15 protein-coding genes and 1 pseudogene are annotated in these 16,755 nt (G+C 56.9%); 15 read left to right on the top strand and 1 reads right to left on the bottom strand.

The window, feature by feature from the left end:
- Positions 1 to 5: 5 nt before the first annotated feature.
- The 6 genes from ABUE11_RS15735 (at position 6) to ABUE11_RS15710 (ending at position 6,692) form a co-directional block, all read left to right on the top strand.
- Positions 6 to 713 (top strand): ABC transporter ATP-binding protein, encoded by a 708-nt coding sequence (locus ABUE11_RS15735; protein WP_367066292.1) that lies wholly within the window; start codon positions 6 to 8, stop codon positions 711 to 713.
- Between the two features lie 496 nt (positions 714 to 1,209).
- Positions 1,210 to 2,808, top strand: coding sequence for a glycosyltransferase family 61 protein (locus ABUE11_RS15730; RefSeq protein ID WP_367066291.1), 1,599 nt, complete (start codon positions 1,210 to 1,212; stop codon positions 2,806 to 2,808).
- Positions 2,805 to 3,536, top strand: a complete 732-nt coding sequence (locus ABUE11_RS15725) for a DapH/DapD/GlmU-related protein (protein WP_367066290.1) — start codon at positions 2,805 to 2,807, stop codon at positions 3,534 to 3,536. The genes ABUE11_RS15730 and ABUE11_RS15725 overlap by 4 nt, the downstream gene beginning before the upstream one ends.
- Positions 3,537 to 3,557: 21 nt before the next feature.
- On the top strand, positions 3,558 to 3,971 hold the full coding sequence (locus tag ABUE11_RS15720) for an FdtA/QdtA family cupin domain-containing protein (RefSeq protein WP_367066289.1): 414 nt from the start codon (positions 3,558 to 3,560) through the stop codon (positions 3,969 to 3,971).
- 4 nt (positions 3,972 to 3,975) lie between these two features.
- Positions 3,976 to 5,070 (top strand): DegT/DnrJ/EryC1/StrS family aminotransferase, encoded by a 1,095-nt coding sequence (locus ABUE11_RS15715; protein WP_367066288.1) that lies wholly within the window; start codon positions 3,976 to 3,978, stop codon positions 5,068 to 5,070.
- 170 nt (positions 5,071 to 5,240) lie between these two features.
- Positions 5,241 to 6,692 carry a hypothetical protein gene (locus tag ABUE11_RS15710; protein WP_367066287.1) on the top strand — a complete coding sequence of 484 codons (1,452 nt, stop codon included), beginning with the start codon at positions 5,241 to 5,243 and terminating at the stop codon, positions 6,690 to 6,692.
- A gap of 186 nt (positions 6,693 to 6,878) precedes the next feature.
- On the opposite strand, the pseudogene ABUE11_RS15705 reads toward ABUE11_RS15710, so the two are convergent.
- A pseudogene (locus tag ABUE11_RS15705) lies at positions 6,879 to 6,974 on the bottom strand (IS5/IS1182 family transposase); the annotation flags it as partial.
- A gap of 49 nt (positions 6,975 to 7,023) precedes the next feature.
- Between ABUE11_RS15705 and ABUE11_RS15700 the strand changes: the two are divergent.
- From ABUE11_RS15700 to ABUE11_RS15660, 9 genes are all read left to right on the top strand, one after another.
- The gene (locus ABUE11_RS15700; RefSeq protein WP_367066286.1) at positions 7,024 to 7,326 is read left to right on the top strand and encodes a DUF1153 domain-containing protein; all 303 of its coding nucleotides are present in this window, start codon (positions 7,024 to 7,026) and stop codon (positions 7,324 to 7,326) included.
- Between the two features lie 98 nt (positions 7,327 to 7,424).
- Positions 7,425 to 8,150, top strand: a complete 726-nt coding sequence (locus tag ABUE11_RS15695; RefSeq protein WP_367068841.1) for a glycosyltransferase — start codon at positions 7,425 to 7,427, stop codon at positions 8,148 to 8,150.
- Positions 8,151 to 8,160: 10 nt separating this feature from the next.
- A complete protein-coding gene (locus ABUE11_RS15690; protein ID WP_367066285.1) occupies positions 8,161 to 9,267 on the top strand; it encodes a glycosyltransferase in 1,107 nt (368 codons plus the stop codon).
- A 49-nt stretch (positions 9,268 to 9,316) separates the two neighbouring features.
- Positions 9,317 to 10,207 (top strand): acetylglutamate kinase, encoded by an 891-nt coding sequence (argB, locus tag ABUE11_RS15685; protein ID WP_367066284.1) that lies wholly within the window; start codon positions 9,317 to 9,319, stop codon positions 10,205 to 10,207.
- A 239-nt stretch (positions 10,208 to 10,446) separates the two neighbouring features.
- Positions 10,447 to 11,091: a nucleoid occlusion factor SlmA gene (gene slmA, locus ABUE11_RS15680; RefSeq protein ID WP_367066283.1), complete on the top strand. Its 645-nt coding sequence runs from the start codon at positions 10,447 to 10,449 to the stop codon at positions 11,089 to 11,091.
- Positions 11,092 to 11,294: 203 nt separating this feature from the next.
- The gene (locus ABUE11_RS15675) at positions 11,295 to 11,942 is read left to right on the top strand and encodes a TetR/AcrR family transcriptional regulator (protein WP_367066282.1); all 648 of its coding nucleotides are present in this window, start codon (positions 11,295 to 11,297) and stop codon (positions 11,940 to 11,942) included.
- A gap of 64 nt (positions 11,943 to 12,006) precedes the next feature.
- Complete coding sequence (locus tag ABUE11_RS15670) at positions 12,007 to 13,803, top strand: acyl-CoA dehydrogenase C-terminal domain-containing protein (protein WP_367066281.1); 1,797 nt, start codon at positions 12,007 to 12,009, stop codon at positions 13,801 to 13,803.
- Between the two features lie 82 nt (positions 13,804 to 13,885).
- Complete coding sequence (locus tag ABUE11_RS15665; RefSeq protein WP_367066280.1) at positions 13,886 to 14,314, top strand: DUF2147 domain-containing protein; 429 nt, start codon at positions 13,886 to 13,888, stop codon at positions 14,312 to 14,314.
- A 22-nt stretch (positions 14,315 to 14,336) separates the two neighbouring features.
- Positions 14,337 to 16,739, top strand: a complete 2,403-nt coding sequence (locus tag ABUE11_RS15660) for a 3-hydroxyacyl-CoA dehydrogenase NAD-binding domain-containing protein (RefSeq protein ID WP_367066278.1) — start codon at positions 14,337 to 14,339, stop codon at positions 16,737 to 16,739.
- Positions 16,740 to 16,755: the final 16 nt, after the last annotated feature.

Raw genomic sequence — 16,755 nt, 5'->3', positions numbered from 1 at the left:
ATCTAATGGCATGCATTTATATGGAAGGGGTATCGGTCCGATTCCCAATTTATGGTGCTGGCGCCAGCTCTTTAAAAAAAACCCTGGTTGCGTCGGTCACTGGAGGACGCATCGGTAAGGAAACTGGCGTTACTGTTGTACAAGCACTAAACGACATATCGATTGAACTGAGAAGTGGTGACCGCTTGGGCCTTGTTGGCCATAATGGGGCTGGAAAATCCACTCTTCTGCGCACCATTGCTGGTATCTATGAGCCATCCGCAGGTACCCTGGTCCGCGAAGGCAGCGTCGCAAGTCTAATAGACCCATCCCTTGGTATCGAGCCCGATGCGACCGGCTACGAAAACATTGTTCTTCGGGGGCTGGTAATGGGGTTAAGTAAAAATCAAATATCGACACTAACCCCGGAGATTGCAGAGTTCAGCGGGCTAGGTGATTACCTAGACATGCCGGTCCGTACATACTCCACCGGGATGGCCATGCGTCTGGCGTTTTCCATTTCTACCAGCGTACAGGCCGATATTTTGTTAATGGACGAATGGCTATCTGTTGGCGATGCTGAATTCACAAATAAGGCTGAGCAGCGTATGCGTGACGTCGTTTCGCGGTCTGGCATTCTTGTTCTTGCCTCGCACTCGCCGGATTTGCTAGCAAGGGAATGCAACAAGATTGTTCACTTGGAGCATGGCTGTATCGTCAGTGCTATTCGCTAACCTGCAGTCCGTTAAATATGCTTAGGAACGGCGTTCAAAACTCTATTTATTGACCCACTCGTACTTGTAATATGGTGTTTCTCTAAGAGGTTAAAGATCGATTTTTGAGTTTTGACACATTCCTTGGGGTTCCTCTGAGAGATTTTTGTCCGAACAGAGAGTGAGAGTGAAGCGACTAAGGAATTTCTTCATAAATGGACTCCCGCTGTGATAGCTACTTCTGGCAGGAGTTATTCATTATTGAAGTCAATGCAGTATTAATAACTCACACGCGCATGGCTGCGTTAACGTGTCGTGATGAATGGCTCAGGTAGAGTACCTTTGATTTATGCAGGGGTTCCTTAAGTTCAAATTATAGTTGACAAAAAGTGATTTGCGCAAAAAATCCTTGCGACACGGGTCGATGAGGGTGAGTTACTAGTGTAATTTAATGCAGAACGGACATGGTGGTCAAAATATATTTAAACTATTCTGATCAATACGAAATGGCCGAAAAATGACTACATCATCAAACATAGAATCTCTCATATCTGATCTGCGTGAGTCACTTCGCATTATCCGTAGCAACCTGGCTCATCAAGAAAATATTCTTGAACAAATTATGTTAAGGATGCAAAATAACGAGGTGCAGAATGGTGGTCAAGTCCCAGATGAAATATTAATTCAACATGCATGGACTCCGCCTGAGCGTTGTGACGATATATCTTTGCCATCGAGGCAAATGATTCGTAAAATTGATCCATCATCTGATGCGGTTGGTGCGCTAAATGGCGCGAAAAAAACTTGGGTGGGGCGGTTCTATGTGGCCCATCTTAAGGCGCGCCCACTTTTTCGGCGGACAGCTATGTGGCTATGGATAAACTTTTATCCAGTTTATGAAAAGCACGTGGCAAGACGCCTTAAGAGGAAAGCGAAAAGCACTTGGTATCCCTTAATCACTTTCAGAGACTATGCAAAAAAAGCCAATAGTCCAATAACCAAAGTGTTTAGTAATGCAATCATTAACACCGCAACACCTTGTACATTCCCAAATGATGATCAGGTGCATCTTGAAAAACCACACGATCAATATGAGTTTCCGCCAATATGCATTATCCAAGTAGAAAATGCGCGGGTTTGCGGCGGAACAAACCTTACCTTCACCGATGAAGATGTAATATGCCACGATCTTTATAACTTCGAGCAAGACTACACAAGTGAAGAATTACACGGGCGACACGTTATCGATGTAAACAAAAAACAAATATGTGTCACACACGAAGATACAGCGCCAGAGGACATTCAGGTAGCAGCGGCATTTGTTGATGCCTGTGCTTCGAATTACGCGCACTGGCTCACAGAGGTCCTGCCGCGTGTTGCGGCATTTTGCTCTGTGAAGCAATTCAAAGATGTCCCTGTAATAGTCGATGAAGGTCTGCATAAAAATATTATGTCATCCCTGGCCGCGGTGGTGGAGCCCGGACGCGAGATAATAACCATCCCAATTGGGCGGGCGATACGAGTGGCAAGACTGTACATTACATCAGTTGCTGGTTATGTGCCATTTGAGCCGCGAAAAAAAAGAGGCGATGCCCCCGTGCATGGCTATTTTAGCCCACCAGCGCTTAACTATCTTAAAAACGTGCTTGCGCCAGCAGTAGTGGCGCTTGGCATTCAGGCATATCCAAAAAAAATATACATAAGAAGAAATTCTGGCGTAAGAAAAGTCACAAACAACGCCGAAATAGAGAGATTGCTCGTTGCTCAAGGGTTTTCTGTCGTAGAGCCAGAGAAACTCTCATTTGCTCAACAAATTGCACTTTTTTATAACGCGGATATAGTTATTGGGCCCACTGGTGCGGCGATGTCTAATATAATATTTTCCAGGAATGAGGCCGCGATTGTTATTCTAATTAATCAGCTGCCGGGTACAATTTACTGGTATTGGCAAAATATTGCTCAGGCTTCGGGGAAGAGTATCTGTTATATTCTTGGAAGTGGCGCTAGCGATAAAAATGTAGGCCCCCATTCGGATTATTATGTTGATCCGAAAAAAATTGAAGCAGCCTTAGAGGCTAAAGATAATACGGCAAGCAAACAAGGGTACTTAGCATGAACACTCGCAGGATTCACAAGACGGCTATAATTCATCCAAAGGCACTAGTTGGCGAAAATGTGGATATAGGACCGTATGCGGTCATTGGAAATGCATCTATCGGCAATGGTTCGGTAGTTCATTCACACGCAATCATTGCCGATGGCGTAGAACTTGGCGAAGAAGTCGAGGTTTTCCCGGGCGCTTTGGTTGGGAAGGAGCCAAAAGGTGCGGGATCGCTTGCTAGGCTACCGAGCTTCAAGAAATACGTGCGCATTGGAAGTCAATGCTCCATTGGGCCGAATTCTGTTATCTATTTTGATGTTGAAATAGGAAACAATACGCTGATAGGTGATGGTGCGTCGATTAGAGAGCAATGCCGGATAGGTCAGCGGTGCATAATAAGTCGCTATGTAACTATAAATTATAATACGTCAATTGGTGACAGAACAAAAATTATGGATCTCACGCATATTACAGGAAATTGCAATATTGGTTCGGATGTATTTATTAGTCTTCTGGTTGCCACCACGAATGATAATTCCGTTCGTGCAGGATATGGGGGGCATGTGATAGGGCCAACTATCGAGGATAATGTGGTTGTGGGTGCGAGCGCGAGCATCTTGCCGGGAGTTAGACTAGGCGAAGGATCAACTATAGGATCTGGTGCAGTCGTAACAAGGGATGTAAATCCAAATTCAGTAGTGGTTGGTATGCCAGCAAGGCAGCGAGGCGATCTGAACAAGTAGCCCTGCCCTCAAGGAAAAGTAATGGCGAACTTAGATAAATGTCATATTATCGATCTCCCCAAGATTACGGACAGTCGTGGTAACCTTACTTATATAGAGGCATATCGACACATACCATTCGACATCCGCCGGGTTTACTATCTTTACGACGTCCCGGGCGGTGCTGAGCGTGGTGGACATGCGCACAAGGCGCTGCATCAATTGATTGTTGCAATATCTGGCTCGTTTGATATTCACCTGGATGATGGTGGTCGCAAGAAGACAATTCACCTCAATCGTAGCTATAATGGCTTGTATGTTTGCCCGATGATTTGGCGGGAAATTGATAATTTTTCATCGGGAGCGGTTTGTATGGTTATTGCGTCAGATTTTTACGATGAAGAGGATTATTATCGTGACTATGGCATTTTTCTAGATGATGCTAAACGGTTATAAATTTATGAAAGTTCAATTTTTGAATCTGGCTCGTCTTCATCAGCCCATTCGTAAACAACTCGACGAGGCCTATCAAAGGGTAATGCAGTCTGGGTGGTTTGTTATGGGGCCTGAATTATCAGCATTTGAATCTGAATTTGCGGCGTATAGCGAAGTAAGGAACTGCATTGGCGTCGGTAACGGATTGGAGGCACTTCATTTATTGCTTCGAGCTTACCAAATTGGTCCGGGAGATGAAGTTATTGTTCCCTCCAATACGTTCATTGCTACGTGGCTTGCTGTGAGCCAATGCGGGGCTACTCCAGTGCCGGTGGAGCCTCTCATGGAAACTCATAACATTGATCCTGCTTTGGTGGAGGCTGCAATTACCCCACGTACTCGCGCCATTATCCCGGTTCATTTATATGGGCAACCGGCAGATATGGATCCTATAAATGAGATTGCTTCCCGAAATGGCTTGATTGTGATTGAGGATGCCGCCCAAGCCCAAGGTGCTCGATACAAAGGTCGAAAGGTGGGATCATTGGGTCATGCCGCAGGAACTAGCTTTTATCCAGGAAAAAACCTTGGGGCGCTGGGTGATGGTGGTGCGGTGCTTACGAATGATGATGTGATTGCCGATAAAGTTCGCCTCCTTCGCAACTATGGATCTACAATCAAATACCAGCATGATGTTGCTGGTTATAATAGCCGGCTTGATGAAATGCAGGCCGCCTTCTTAAGGATTAAGTTAAAATTCTTGGATGAATGGAATAATAGGCGAAAAGCGATTGCGGCCATATATTCTCAGTGTCTAGGAGGATTTGATGGTTCCATTCCTTGTGTTCCGGATTATGCGGATCCAGTATGGCATCTATATGTAATTCGCAGTGACTATCGCGATGAGTTCAAGGCGCATCTCGATGCGCTAGGGATTTCTACCGTTATTCACTATCCAATCCCGCCACATCGACAGGGCTGCTACGCGGGGAGCGGCTACAAGACGCTTGCTATTGCAGAATGTTTGGCCCGGCAAGTCTTGAGTCTACCAATGTCGCCAGATCTATCTGACGCTGAAATTGATGCTGTTATCAATTCGGTGAAAAGCTTCCGAAAATAGTTTGCCTTGTCGCGATCCAGAGTGGCGTTGGTTGCCTTTCAGTGGCGGTGGAATTGATCAAGTTCCAATATCTGTGATTTACCAGCTATTGGTGGGCATGGATCTTTGCGCTTTCGCGCGATTTGGCCGGTAAATAGCTTAGGTAGACCATTTATCACATAAAATCACGAGTGAATACTAATTTCCACTCAGTGCGGTCACTTGCAGAAAAAGTAGAACTGGCGATCGCCCAGGGGCGGCTTAACGCGGGTCTGAATCTTATTCATGATTTTGTTGAGCGGATAATAACTGAGCCTCTCTGCACCGCGCAAGTTTTCGCCTCTAGGGAGCTTGATGGCTTGTGTATTAAAATTGGTCGCTCCAATTTGCACGATGCGATCGAATCTCGGTTTTATGAAGATGTTGCGGACGTTGATGCAAATATCACTGTCTATATTGTAAGTCGCCTGCAGAGTTCTGGTGGTCACTCGCGGCTTGTTTTGGATTTCATACGCGCACAGCCAGAAAAAAATCACTTAATCCTGTCGACGGAGATTTCCGGATCCTCGGATGGTGATTACATCCTGCAGTGTCTATCAGGGATTGGAAATGTACAATTCAAACAGGCTCCGCGCGGAGACTTTCGGCATCGACTATTGTGGCTTCAGTCAATATTGCTGCGACACAAGCCGGAGCGCGTCCACTTGTTTAATCATCATCAAGATAGTGTTGCAATAGCTGCTCTAGTACCGGAACTTGATTTAGACGTAAGTTTTTACCATCACGGCGACCACCATCTTTGTCTTGGGGTGTATATGAGTCATGTTGCTCATGTTGATCTGCATCCAATGGGGTACCATCACTGTCGCAATGAGTTAGCTATTGAGAATTGCTATCTTCCACTTACTTTTGAGGATAAAGGTGGCACTCTTGCTGCAACTTGTGCAAATGTCGGGGGCGGCCTAATTACTGCCACGGCGGCGCGATCAAATAAGATCGAGATCCCATATTACTTAAGCTACATAGATCTCATTCCGCACATAATCAAAGCAACTCGTGGAAAGCATATCCACATTGGAAGGCTAACCCCCTGGGCCTTGCGCCGGATACGCAAAGGAATTCGCAAAGAAGGACTGCCGAAAGATTGCTTTCTATATATTGAGTGGGTTCCTAGTGTTTGGAGGGCTCTGCAGGAACACTGCGTTGATGCATACATTGCATCATTTCCATACGGAGCAGGCCTAACCCTAATTGAGGCCATGGGTGCCAGTGTGCCCGTTATTATGCATCAGCACATGTACTCGCGTATATTGAGCGGCCTCGAGCTGGCATACCCAGAAGCGTTTCACTGGTCTGATCCAGAAGATCTTTTGGCGCATCTCGAGGGTCTTCGCGCAGAGCAGCTTGTGGGAGAAAAACAGCTCTCTCGCGCGCAGTATGAGAAGTTCCACACGCCTGAGGTGCTGGTCGCTTACTTGCAAAAATCGGAGTCATCAACACTCGCGCCTCCACCTCTCGCACGCGAGTTCTCTCCGCGCCATGATGAGTGGGCGGCCCTCATCGATTCGCAGCTTAATATTTCTCGCTTGCTTTATCGGCTGGCTTATCGCACACTACGCCGGCTTAGACGATGGATGCGCTAGTGGGTTTCCAACCTAAGGAAGGTCTGCAAAACCCCACCCGCCGAGGTTGAGGAGATGAGTAATGCGACTCGGACTCCGTGATGTGAGTCGGAACGGCAATTCCAGAGTGAATTGACGCGAATCTCGGCGCTCGTCGCGGTCGCTGCGCCTTTCTGGCGCCATGCAGACGCACTTATGTCTGCAGTCCAGTAATGTTCGGCGCACCATCCACAGATTGCCCAGTGCCGCCAGCATCGTCAGCGTTGCGGTGTTCTTGGCCAGCCCACGGTAGCGCACCTTTGTATTGACCCAGTGAATTCCTGCACAGGTGTTAACGTTGAAGGAAACGACGATGAGCACCCTGATGGAAGACGACATCAAGCGCTGGACAGCCAAGCGCAAAACCGCCCTGGTTCTGGACATCATCCAGGGCAAGACCACGATCTCAGAGGCCAGCCGGGCCTTCGATCTCAGCCCCTCCGAAGTCGAGCAGTGGGTCGATGACGGCAAGCGCGGCATGGAAAATGCCCTGCGCACCAAGCCGTTGGAAGTCAAAGAGCAGTACGAGAAGCAACTGCGTGAACTGCAGGAGGCCTCCCGAGTTCGACACCTGGATCACTATTGCAGCCCCATGCGTCCTGACCAGGCCATATGAATCAACCGCTTGCACGGGCAGAAGAGTCGGTTTGTTGGTCATAACCGGCGACACTCCGATGAGTCAAAATTTCTTTCTGGACTGAGTCTATTTTGTTAGTGATCTCTGTTGTAAGTCATGGTCATGCAGATCTGGTTCATGAATTGCTGCGTTCCCTGGCAGATCTCGGTGCGGGCACTGTTGATCGCGTCGTGTTGACGCTGAATTTGCCAGAGAGCGAGCCGCAGGCACCAAGGCGGGGATGGCCCTTCGTGCTCAATGTGCGCGCAAACGCCAGCCCACTTGGCTTTGGCACCAACCATAATCGGGCGCTTCGCGGTGTGACCGAGCCCTTCGTCTGCGTGCTCAATCCCGATATTGGATTGTGTGACAGCGCAGCTTTGGGGGAACTGGTGCGGGCGGCGTCACTGCCTGGCGTCGGGTGTGCTTACCCGTTGCAGGTGGACGAGCGGGGCGAAGTGCAGGATAGCGTGCGCGCTCTCCCGACTCCCTGGACGTTGTGGCGGCGCCGACTCCTGCGCCGTGCAGAGCATGACGTCGATTGGGTCAATGCGGCCTGCATGGTGTTGCCGCGTGCGGTATGGGAGACTGTGGGTGGCTTTGATGAGTCATATCACATGTACTGCGAGGACGTAGACCTCTGCCTGCGCATCCAGTTGGCGGGTTTCCGCCTGCAAAGGGCCGATTGTGTCGTGGTGCACGAGGGCGCTAGGGCCAGCAGTCGCAAACTCGATCACCTGCGCTGGCATATGGCCAGCATGTTGCGTTTATGGGCATCGCCTGTGTATCGGCAGTACAAAGCAGCGCGGCGCGTTTCCGCCTGAAAATCCCTTCATGCTCTTGCTTGCCGTTTTTGCTTTCGTGCTGTCCGCCCTTGTCTCGCTGCTCGTGCTGCGTTGGGCGCGCCGTCGCCGTTTTTCTTACGATCCGGCAGCACCACAAAGATTTCATGTGGGTGAGACGCCCAGGCTTGGCGGCGTGGGCATGCTGGTGAGCGTGTGGGGCGGCTGGCTTCTTGGGTTGGTGCTGTCGCGCCATTTTGGGGATCCCACGCGATTGGGCATGGGCGTGTGGGTGGCTTCTTGGGCCGTGGCGTTGCTGCCGGCTGTCCTGGGCGGCGTGTGGGAGGACTTGACGCAACGGCTCTCGGTGCTCTACCGCCTGGGGTTGACGCTGATCACCGGCGTGCTGGCCGTGACTTGGTGTGGCCTCGCGGTGCCGCGATTGGGCGTTGGTGTGGTCGATGGCTGGATGCATGCCATGCCGTGGTTGGGCGTGGTGTTGGCCTTAATCGCAATTACGGGGTTGCCGCACGCGTTCAATATTATTGACGGGTATAACGGGTTAGCAGCCATGGTGGCCATAGTGGTTTGCTTGGCGCTTGCCCATGTTGCGTTGCAGGTGAATGATCGTGCGCTTGCGAGCATTTTGGCGGTGACTGCGGCGTCGACGACTGGCTTTCTGATCTGGAACTATCCGCGCGGTTGGTTGTTTGCCGGCGATGGTGGTGCTTATCTTTGGGGGGTGGTGATCGCATTTGCCAGTATTGCCTTGGTGCAGCGCCATGCAGAGGTGTCAGCGTGGTTCCCGATGTTGTTGCTGATCTACCCTGTGTGGGAAACGGTGTTCTCCATTTATCGCAAGTTGGTGCGAGGTGATTCGCCTGGCATGGCCGATGCGCTTCATTTCCACCAACTGGTGTACCGGCGGATCGTGCGCGGTGTGTTCGACGGCGACGACGAGGCGCGCGACATGTTGATACGCAATAACCGAACGTCACCCTACCTATGGGGGTTCACCATGCTCACCGTGGTGCCGGCCGTGCTGTTCTGGCGAAACACACCGGTCCTGATGGCGTTCTGCGCCTTGTTCTGCGCGACCTATTTGGCGGCCTACATCGCCATCGTGCGGTTCAAGGTGCCTGGCTGGATGCGCTTTTGATGCTGCACAATTTCGCTTCTTTTGCTCTTGCTTGTCCACAGGCTGCACGATGACCGATCTCTCCACCATAGCCCCCCGCGACAAGGCCGAAATCCTGGCCCAGGCGCTGCCCTACATCCGCAAGTTCCATGGCAAGACCATGGTCATCAAGTACGGCGGCAATGCCATGACCGACCCGGAGCTGCAGCAGGACTTTGCCGAGGATGTGGTGCTGCTCAAGCTCGTGGGCATCAACCCCGTGGTCGTGCATGGCGGCGGCCCGCAGATTGAGGCGGCGCTCCATCGCCTGGGCAAGAAGGGCGAGTTCATCCAGGGCATGCGCGTGACCGATGCCGAGACCATGGAGGTGGTCGAGTGGGTGCTGGCCGGTGAGGTGCAGCAGGACATCGTGGGCCTGATCCACCACGCGGGCGGCAAGGCCGTGGGCCTGACGGGGCGCGACGGCGGCATGATTCGCGCTCGCAAGCTCAAGATGGTGGACCACAAGGATCCGAGCATCGAGTACGACGTGGGTCAGGTGGGCGACATCGTGGAGATCGACCCGAGCGTGGTCAAGGCGCTGCAGGACGACGCCTTCATTCCCGTCGTCAGCCCCATTGGCTTTGGTGAGAACAACGAGAGCTACAACATCAACGCCGACGTCGTGGCCAGCCGCCTGGCGACGGTGCTGCAGGCCGAGAAGCTCGTGATGCTGACCAACATCCCGGGCGTGCTGGACAAGCAGGGTCAGCTGTTGCCCGAGCTCACGCCGGTGCAGATCGACGCGTTGATCGCCGACGGCACCATCTCCGGCGGCATGCTGCCCAAGCTCGCCGGCGCCATCGATGCCGCCAAGGCGGGGGTGAATGCTGTGCATGTGGTCGATGGCCGGGTGCCGCATTCCATGCTGCTGGAGATTCTGACGGATCAGGCCTACGGCACCATGATTCGCAGCGAGTGAGGGGCTCGCCGCGGATGGCGGGGCTCTCCACTCGCTTCCGACGGCTCGCTTGCGTGATAGGGCAGGCCCCTGGGACGTACAGGGGGCTGCATCGATGTCGATGCTCGGCCCATGTTTGGCGGACCACCGGCCACGACCCCGCTCACGAACGGGGTTGCTTGCCTGCGACGGTTGTGGATAGCACTGACACAGGATCGGCATGTGCTGTGCGAGAATCAATTGCATACATTTGTTGCAATATGCCCGATTCCTCCTCTGCCACCCCCGAACTCTCTCCATCCAATGGTGCAGCCGCACCGCGTCGCCGGCCGCGGCCTGGCGAGCGGCGCGAGCAGATCCTGCAGGCGCTGGCCACCATGTTGGAGCAGCCGGGCGCCGAGCGCATCACCACGGCGGCGCTGGCGCGCCAGCTGTCGGTGAGCGAGGCGGCGCTCTACCGCCATTTCGCGAGCAAGGCGCAGATGTTCGAGGGCCTGATCGATTTCGTGGAGCGCAGCGTGTTCACGCTGGTGCGTCAGGTGGTGGACCACCCCGGCGACGCGGATGGTGCCCAGCGCGCGGCGCATATCGTCACCATGGTGCTGCAGTTTGCAGAGCGCAATCCGGGCATGGTGCGCGTCATGGTGGGTGATGCGCTGGTATTCGAGAACGAGCGCCTGCAGCAGCGGATGAACCTGTTCTTCGACAAGCTGGAATCCACGCTGCGCCAGTGCCTGCGGCCTGCCGCCGATGCCGAGGGTGTCGCCGCTCCCACGGCTCAGGCCCAGGTGCGCGCCGCCGCCCTGTGCGACCTGCTGCGCGGGCGCCTGCAGCGCTATGCCCGCACGGGTTTTCGCCGCTTGCCCACCGAGCACATGGATGCGACGCTGGCGTTGATGTTCTAGCGGGGGGGGGCACCGGCCCGGAGCCGGACCGCCTCGCCGGCACATTGTTCCGGCTCTCTCGCCTCCCGCTCACCGTGGCTGCGCTTGTGCGGTCGGTGAGCAACTAGGTGTTTACCCTTGGGTGCGCTCTGCGCGGCTGCAAAGACTGGTGCCGCACCGGCATTTCATGCAGAATAGAACGATCGTTCGTTTTATTTTGTGCCATGCCCACCTCGCCTCCCTCCGCCAAGACTGCCCGCGCGCCGCGTCGCGAAGGTCGCGCCCTGCAAAAGGGGCAGCAGACCAAGGCCGTGATCGTGGATGCGGCATTGGGCCTGGCCGCGCACATCGGGCTCGAGGGCCTGTCCATCGGCGCGCTGGCCGATGTCACGGGCATGAGCAAGTCGGGCGTGTTCGCGCATTTTGGCTCGCGCGAGGAGCTGCAGATTTCCGTGATCCGCGAATACCACCAGCGCTTCGAGCAGGAGGTGTTCTACCCCGCCATGAGCGAGCCGCGCGGCATTGCGCGCCTGCGCGCCATGTTCGGCAACTGGATGAAGCGCACCTCGATAGAGATCGACTCGGGCTGCATCTACATCAGCGGCGCGGTCGAGTTCGATGACCGCGAGGGGCCCGTGCGCGACGCGCTGGCCCAGTCGGTGCAGACCTGGCAGACGGCGATGAAGCGCGCCATCACGCAGTGCAAGGAATGCGGCCAGCTGCGCGCCGACGTGCGGGAGGAGCAGCTGCTGTTCGAGATCCACGGCCTGATCCTCGCGCTGCACTACGAGGCGCGCTTTCTGCGCACGCCCGGCTCGATCGCGCGGGCCAATACCGCCTTCGACAACATTCTGGCGCGCTACGCCGCATAGGGCGGCGCCGGTTTTTCTTTCACCCCTATCACATCAGCCACCCCACCTCGAGAGGAGAGTTCACATGCCTACCTACACGCCGCCGCTGCGCGACATGCAATTCGTGCTGCATGAAGTCTTCCACGTCGCCGACGAGTTCAAGGCCATGCCCGCGCATGCCGAGACCGACGCCGACACCATCAACGCCGTGCTCGAGGAGGCCGGCAAGTTCGCCGCCGAGGTGGCCTTTCCGCTGAACATCAGCGGCGATGCCGAGGGCTGCACGCACAACAAGCAGGACTACAGCGTCACCACGCCCAAGGGCTTCAAGGAGGCCTATGCCACCTACATCGAGGGCGGCTGGCCGGCCCTGTCCTGCGACCCCGCGTTTGGCGGCCAGGGCCTGCCGCACACCGTCAACCAGTGCCTGTACGAGATGCTCAACAGCGCCAACCAGGCCTGGACCATGTACCCCGGCCTGTCGCATGGCGCCTACGAGGCCCTGTTGGCCCATGGCACGGACGAGCAGAAGAAGACCTACCTGCCCAAGCTGGTCAGCGGCCAGTGGACCGGCACCATGTGCCTGACCGAGCCGCATTGCGGCACCGACCTGGGCCTGCTGCGCACCAAGGCCGAGCCCCAGGCCGACGGCACCTACAGGATCACCGGCAACAAGATCTTCATCAGCGCCGGCGAGCATGACGTGGCCGAGAACATCGTGCACCTGGTGCTGGCCCGCCTGCCCGACGCGCCAAGGGGCAGCAAGGGCATCAGCCTGTTCGTGGTCCCGAAGTTCCATGTGAATGCCGATGGATCGCTGGGTGGCCGCAACCCCATCTTCTGCACGGGCCTGGAGCACAAGATGGGCATACACGGCAATGCCACGGCGCAGATCAGCATCGACGGCGCCACGGGCACCCTGGTGGGCGAGCCCAACAAGGGCCTGGCCGCCATGTTCGTGATGATGAACGCCGCCCGTCTGGGCGTGGGCAACCAGTCGCTGGGCCTGACCGAGGTGGCCTTCCAGAACGCGCTGGCCTACGCCAAGGACCGCATCCAGATGCGCAGCCTGTCCGGCACCAAGGCCAAGGACAAGGACGCCGACCCCATCATCGTCCACCCCGACGTGCGCAAGATGCTGCTCACCGCCAAGGCCTATGCCGAGGGCGCGCGTGCGCTGCAGATCTTCTGCACGCTGCTGCTGGACAAGAGCCACAGCCACCCCGACGAGAAGGTGCGCAAGGACAGCGATGAGCTGGTCGCGCTGCTGACCCCCATCGTCAAGGCCTTTGTCACCGACAACGGCCACATTGCCACCAACGCCTGCATGCAGGTGTTCGGCGGCCATGGCTTCATCAAGGAATGGGGCATGGAGCAGTTTGTGCGCGACAACCGCATCAACATGATCTACGAGGGCACGAACACCGTGCAGTCGCTCGATCTGCTGGGCCGCAAGGTGCTGGGCAACCAGGGCGCGACGCTCAAGAAGTTCGGCAAGCTCGTGGGCCAGCTGGTGATGGAAGAAGGCGTGAACGAGAAGATGGCCGAGTTCATCAACCCGATTGCCATGCTGGGCGACCAGATGACGAAGTTCACCACCGAGATCGGCTTCCGCGGCATGCAAAACCCCGACGAGGTGGGCGCCGCCGCCGTGGACTATCTGCGCGTGGCCGGCCATCTGGTGTTCGGCTACCTGTTTGCGCGCATGGCCCAGGTGTCGCTGCGCGCGATTGCCGCGGGCAGCACCGACCCGTTCTACACCGCCAAGCTGCAGACGGCGCGTTTCTATTTCGGGAAGCTGTTCCCCGAGGTGCAGACGCTGATGCGCACGGCACGTGCCGGCAGCAAGGTGCTGATGGACACGGACGCCGCGCTGGCCTGAGCCCGCTGACTCCCTCTCCCGCGGGCGGGAGAGGGAGTGACAGGTGACCGAGTATTCGTAGAGTTTTTGCCAAGGAGCCCTTATGAGACAAGCGTTAGCAGCTATCGTTTTGATGGCAATCGCCGGCCCCGCACTGGCCCAGATGAGCCCGCTGGGTCTGTGGCGCAGCATTGACGACAAGAGCGGCGAGCCCAAGGCCGAGATCCGCATCGTCGAGCAGGCCGGCGCCTTGAGCGGCCGCATCGAGAAGACCCTGCGCAAGGACGCCAAGCCCACCTGCACCGAATGCCAGGACGACCGCAAGGGCCAGCCCATCGTGGGCCTGGAGATCATCCGCGGCGGCAAGCAGGCCGAGGGCAAGGAGGTCTGGGAGGGCGGCAAGATCCTCGATCCCGAAAACGGCAAGGAATACCGCGCCAGCCTCACGCCCGTCGACGGCGGCAAGAAGCTGGAGGTGCGCGGCTACCTCGGCCCGTTCTGGCGCACCCAGACCTGGCAGCGCGTGGAATAACCATCGAAGAATTGAAGAAACCATGACCCGATTCAATGTCAAGAAAGTCGCCGTGCTCGGCGCGGGCGTGATGGGCGCGCAGATTGCGGCCCACCTCGTCAACGTGAAGGTGCCGGTGGTGCTGTTCGACCTGCCCGCCAAGGAAGGCCCGAAGAGCGCCATCGCGCTCAAGGCCATCGCCAACCTCAAGAAGCTCAAGCCCTCGCCGATCGGCGTGGCCGAGGATGCGGATCTGATAGAGCCCGCCAACTACGAGGAGCACATGGGCCTGCTCAAGGACTGCGACCTGGTGATCGAGGCGATCGCCGAGCGCATGGACTGGAAGCTGGACCTCTACACAAAAATAGCCCCCCATGTCGCCAAGCACACGCTGCTGGCCTCCAACACCTCGGGCCTGTCGATCACCAAGCTCTCCGAGGCCCTGCCCGAGGCGCTGCGCCACCGCTTCTGCGGCATCCACTTCTTCAACCCGCCGCGCTACATGCCGCTGGTGGAGCTGATCGCCACGCCCGCCACCGAGGCGCGCGTGATCGACCAGCTCGAGGCCTTCGTCACCAGCGGCCTGGGCAAGGGCGTGGTGCGCGCCAAGGACACGCCCAACTTCATCGCCAACCGCATCGGCATCGCCGGCATGCTGTCCACGATGAAGGAGGTGGAAAACTTCGGCCTCACCTATGACGTGGTCGATGACCTCACGGGCAAGAAGCTCGGCCGCGCATCGAGCGGGACGTTTCGCACCGCCGACGTGGTGGGCCTGGACACCATGGCCCATGTCATCAAGACGCTGCAGGACAACCTCTCGCTGGAGACCGACCCGTTCTACGCGAGCTTCGGCACGCCGCCCGTGCTCGCCAAGCTCATCGAGCTCGGCAACCTGGGCCAGAAGACCAAGGCCGGCTTCTACAAGAAGGCGGGGCGCGACATCCTGCGCTTCGAGCTCGAGAGCGAAGACTACGTGCCCGGCGGCCAGAAGGCCGACGAGGTGTACGCGCGCATGCTGAAAAAGCCTGCGGCCGAGCGCCTCAAGCTGCTGCGCAATGCCGAGGGTGCGCCGGGCCAGTTCCTCTGGGCCATCCTGCGCAACAGTTTTCACTACGCCGCCATCCACCTGGAGAGCATTGCCGACTGCGCGCGCGACGTGGACCAGGCCATGCGCTGGGGCTTTGGCATGAAGCAGGGCCCGTTCGAGCTCTGGCAGGAGGCCGGCTGGCTCGAGGTTGCCAAGATGGTGCAGGAGGACATCGACGCGGGCCGTGCGCTGTGCAGCGCGCCGCTGCCCAAATGGGTGTTCGAGGGCCCCGTGGCCGAGGCCGGTGGCGTGCACACGGCGGCCGGCTCGTGGAGCCCATCGCAGCAAAAATTCATAGCACGTCGCGTGCTCCCCGTCTACGAAAGACAGCTTTTCCCTGAAAAACTGCTCGGCGAGGACAGCCTGCCCGACTGGCAGACGGCGGGCACGACGATTGCCGAATCCAAGGCGCTGCGCACCTGGACGCTCGACGGCCAGGTCTTGATCGCCAGCATCAAGAACAAGATGCACGCCATCAGCCCCGAGGTCATGGAAGGCTTGCTCGAGGCCGTGGAGCTGGCCGAGCAGGAATACCAGGCCATGGTGATCTGGTCGGGCGACGCGCCGTTCTCGGTCGGCGCCGATCTGGAAGCGACCATGCCTGCCTTTGTGGTCGGCGGCGCCGACGCCATCGACAGCATCGAGTCCGAGCTGCAGAACCTGATGCTGCGCATACGCTATGCGCAGGTGCCGGTCATCTCCGCCATCCATGGCATGGCCCTGGGCGGCGGCTGCGAGCTGGCCGTGTACAGCGCGCGCCGCGTGGTGCACATGGAGGGCTATCTGGGCCTGGTGGAAGTCGGCGTGGGGCTGGTGCCCGGCGCGGGCGGCCTGACCTACGTCGCACGCCGTGCGGCCGAGAAGGCCGCCGCGAGCACGGGCAAGGACATCTTGCCCTTCCTGAGCGAGGGCTTCACTGCCGCGGCCATGGCCAAGGTGGGCATGAGCGCCATCGAGTCGCGCAAGCTCGGCTACCTGCTCGACTCCGACATCATCGTGCCGCACAGGGACGAGCTCCTGTTCGTCGCCATCAACGAGGCCAAGGCCATGGCCGCGAGTGGCTGGCGTGCGCCGCTCAAGCGCCTGTTCCCCGTGGCCGGCCGCAGTGCCATGGCCACGATCAGGATGCAGCTCGTGAACATGCGCGACGGCGGCTTCATCAGCGCCTACGACTACAAGATCGCCAGCATGATCGCCGAGGTGGTCTGCGGCGGCGACGTGGACGCGGGCACCCTGGTGAGCGAGGAATACCTGATGGCCCTGGAGCGCAAGGTGTTCTGCCACCTGATCGGCCAGCCCAAGACGCATGAGCGCATCTTGGGGATGCTCAACACCGGCAAGCCCGTGCGTAACTGAGCGCCAAGGAGAGATA

Source organism: Oryzisolibacter sp. LB2S, assembly GCF_040732315.1.
GTDB classification, from domain to species: domain Bacteria; phylum Pseudomonadota; class Gammaproteobacteria; order Burkholderiales; family Burkholderiaceae_C; genus Alicycliphilus; species Alicycliphilus soli.
Note: the sequence above shows the minus strand (reverse complement) of the source record. Positions and strands in the feature narration are given on the sequence as shown.

Coding starts and splice junctions, on each gene's coding strand:
- ABUE11_RS15735 (WP_367066292.1), top strand. CDS start 6: ATGGCATGCATTTATATGGAAGGGGTATCGGTCCGATTCCCAATTTAT.
- ABUE11_RS15730 (WP_367066291.1), top strand. CDS start 1,210: ATGACTACATCATCAAACATAGAATCTCTCATATCTGATCTGCGTGAG.
- ABUE11_RS15725 (WP_367066290.1), top strand. CDS start 2,805: ATGAACACTCGCAGGATTCACAAGACGGCTATAATTCATCCAAAGGCA.
- ABUE11_RS15720 (WP_367066289.1), top strand. CDS start 3,558: ATGGCGAACTTAGATAAATGTCATATTATCGATCTCCCCAAGATTACG.
- ABUE11_RS15715 (WP_367066288.1), top strand. CDS start 3,976: ATGAAAGTTCAATTTTTGAATCTGGCTCGTCTTCATCAGCCCATTCGT.
- ABUE11_RS15700 (WP_367066286.1), top strand. CDS start 7,024: ATGAGCACCCTGATGGAAGACGACATCAAGCGCTGGACAGCCAAGCGC.
- ABUE11_RS15690 (WP_367066285.1), top strand. CDS start 8,161: ATGCTCTTGCTTGCCGTTTTTGCTTTCGTGCTGTCCGCCCTTGTCTCG.
- argB (WP_367066284.1), top strand. CDS start 9,317: ATGACCGATCTCTCCACCATAGCCCCCCGCGACAAGGCCGAAATCCTG.
- slmA (WP_367066283.1), top strand. CDS start 10,447: ATGCCCGATTCCTCCTCTGCCACCCCCGAACTCTCTCCATCCAATGGT.
- ABUE11_RS15675 (WP_367066282.1), top strand. CDS start 11,295: ATGCCCACCTCGCCTCCCTCCGCCAAGACTGCCCGCGCGCCGCGTCGC.
- ABUE11_RS15670 (WP_367066281.1), top strand. CDS start 12,007: ATGCCTACCTACACGCCGCCGCTGCGCGACATGCAATTCGTGCTGCAT.
- ABUE11_RS15665 (WP_367066280.1), top strand. CDS start 13,886: ATGAGACAAGCGTTAGCAGCTATCGTTTTGATGGCAATCGCCGGCCCC.
- ABUE11_RS15660 (WP_367066278.1), top strand. CDS start 14,337: ATGACCCGATTCAATGTCAAGAAAGTCGCCGTGCTCGGCGCGGGCGTG.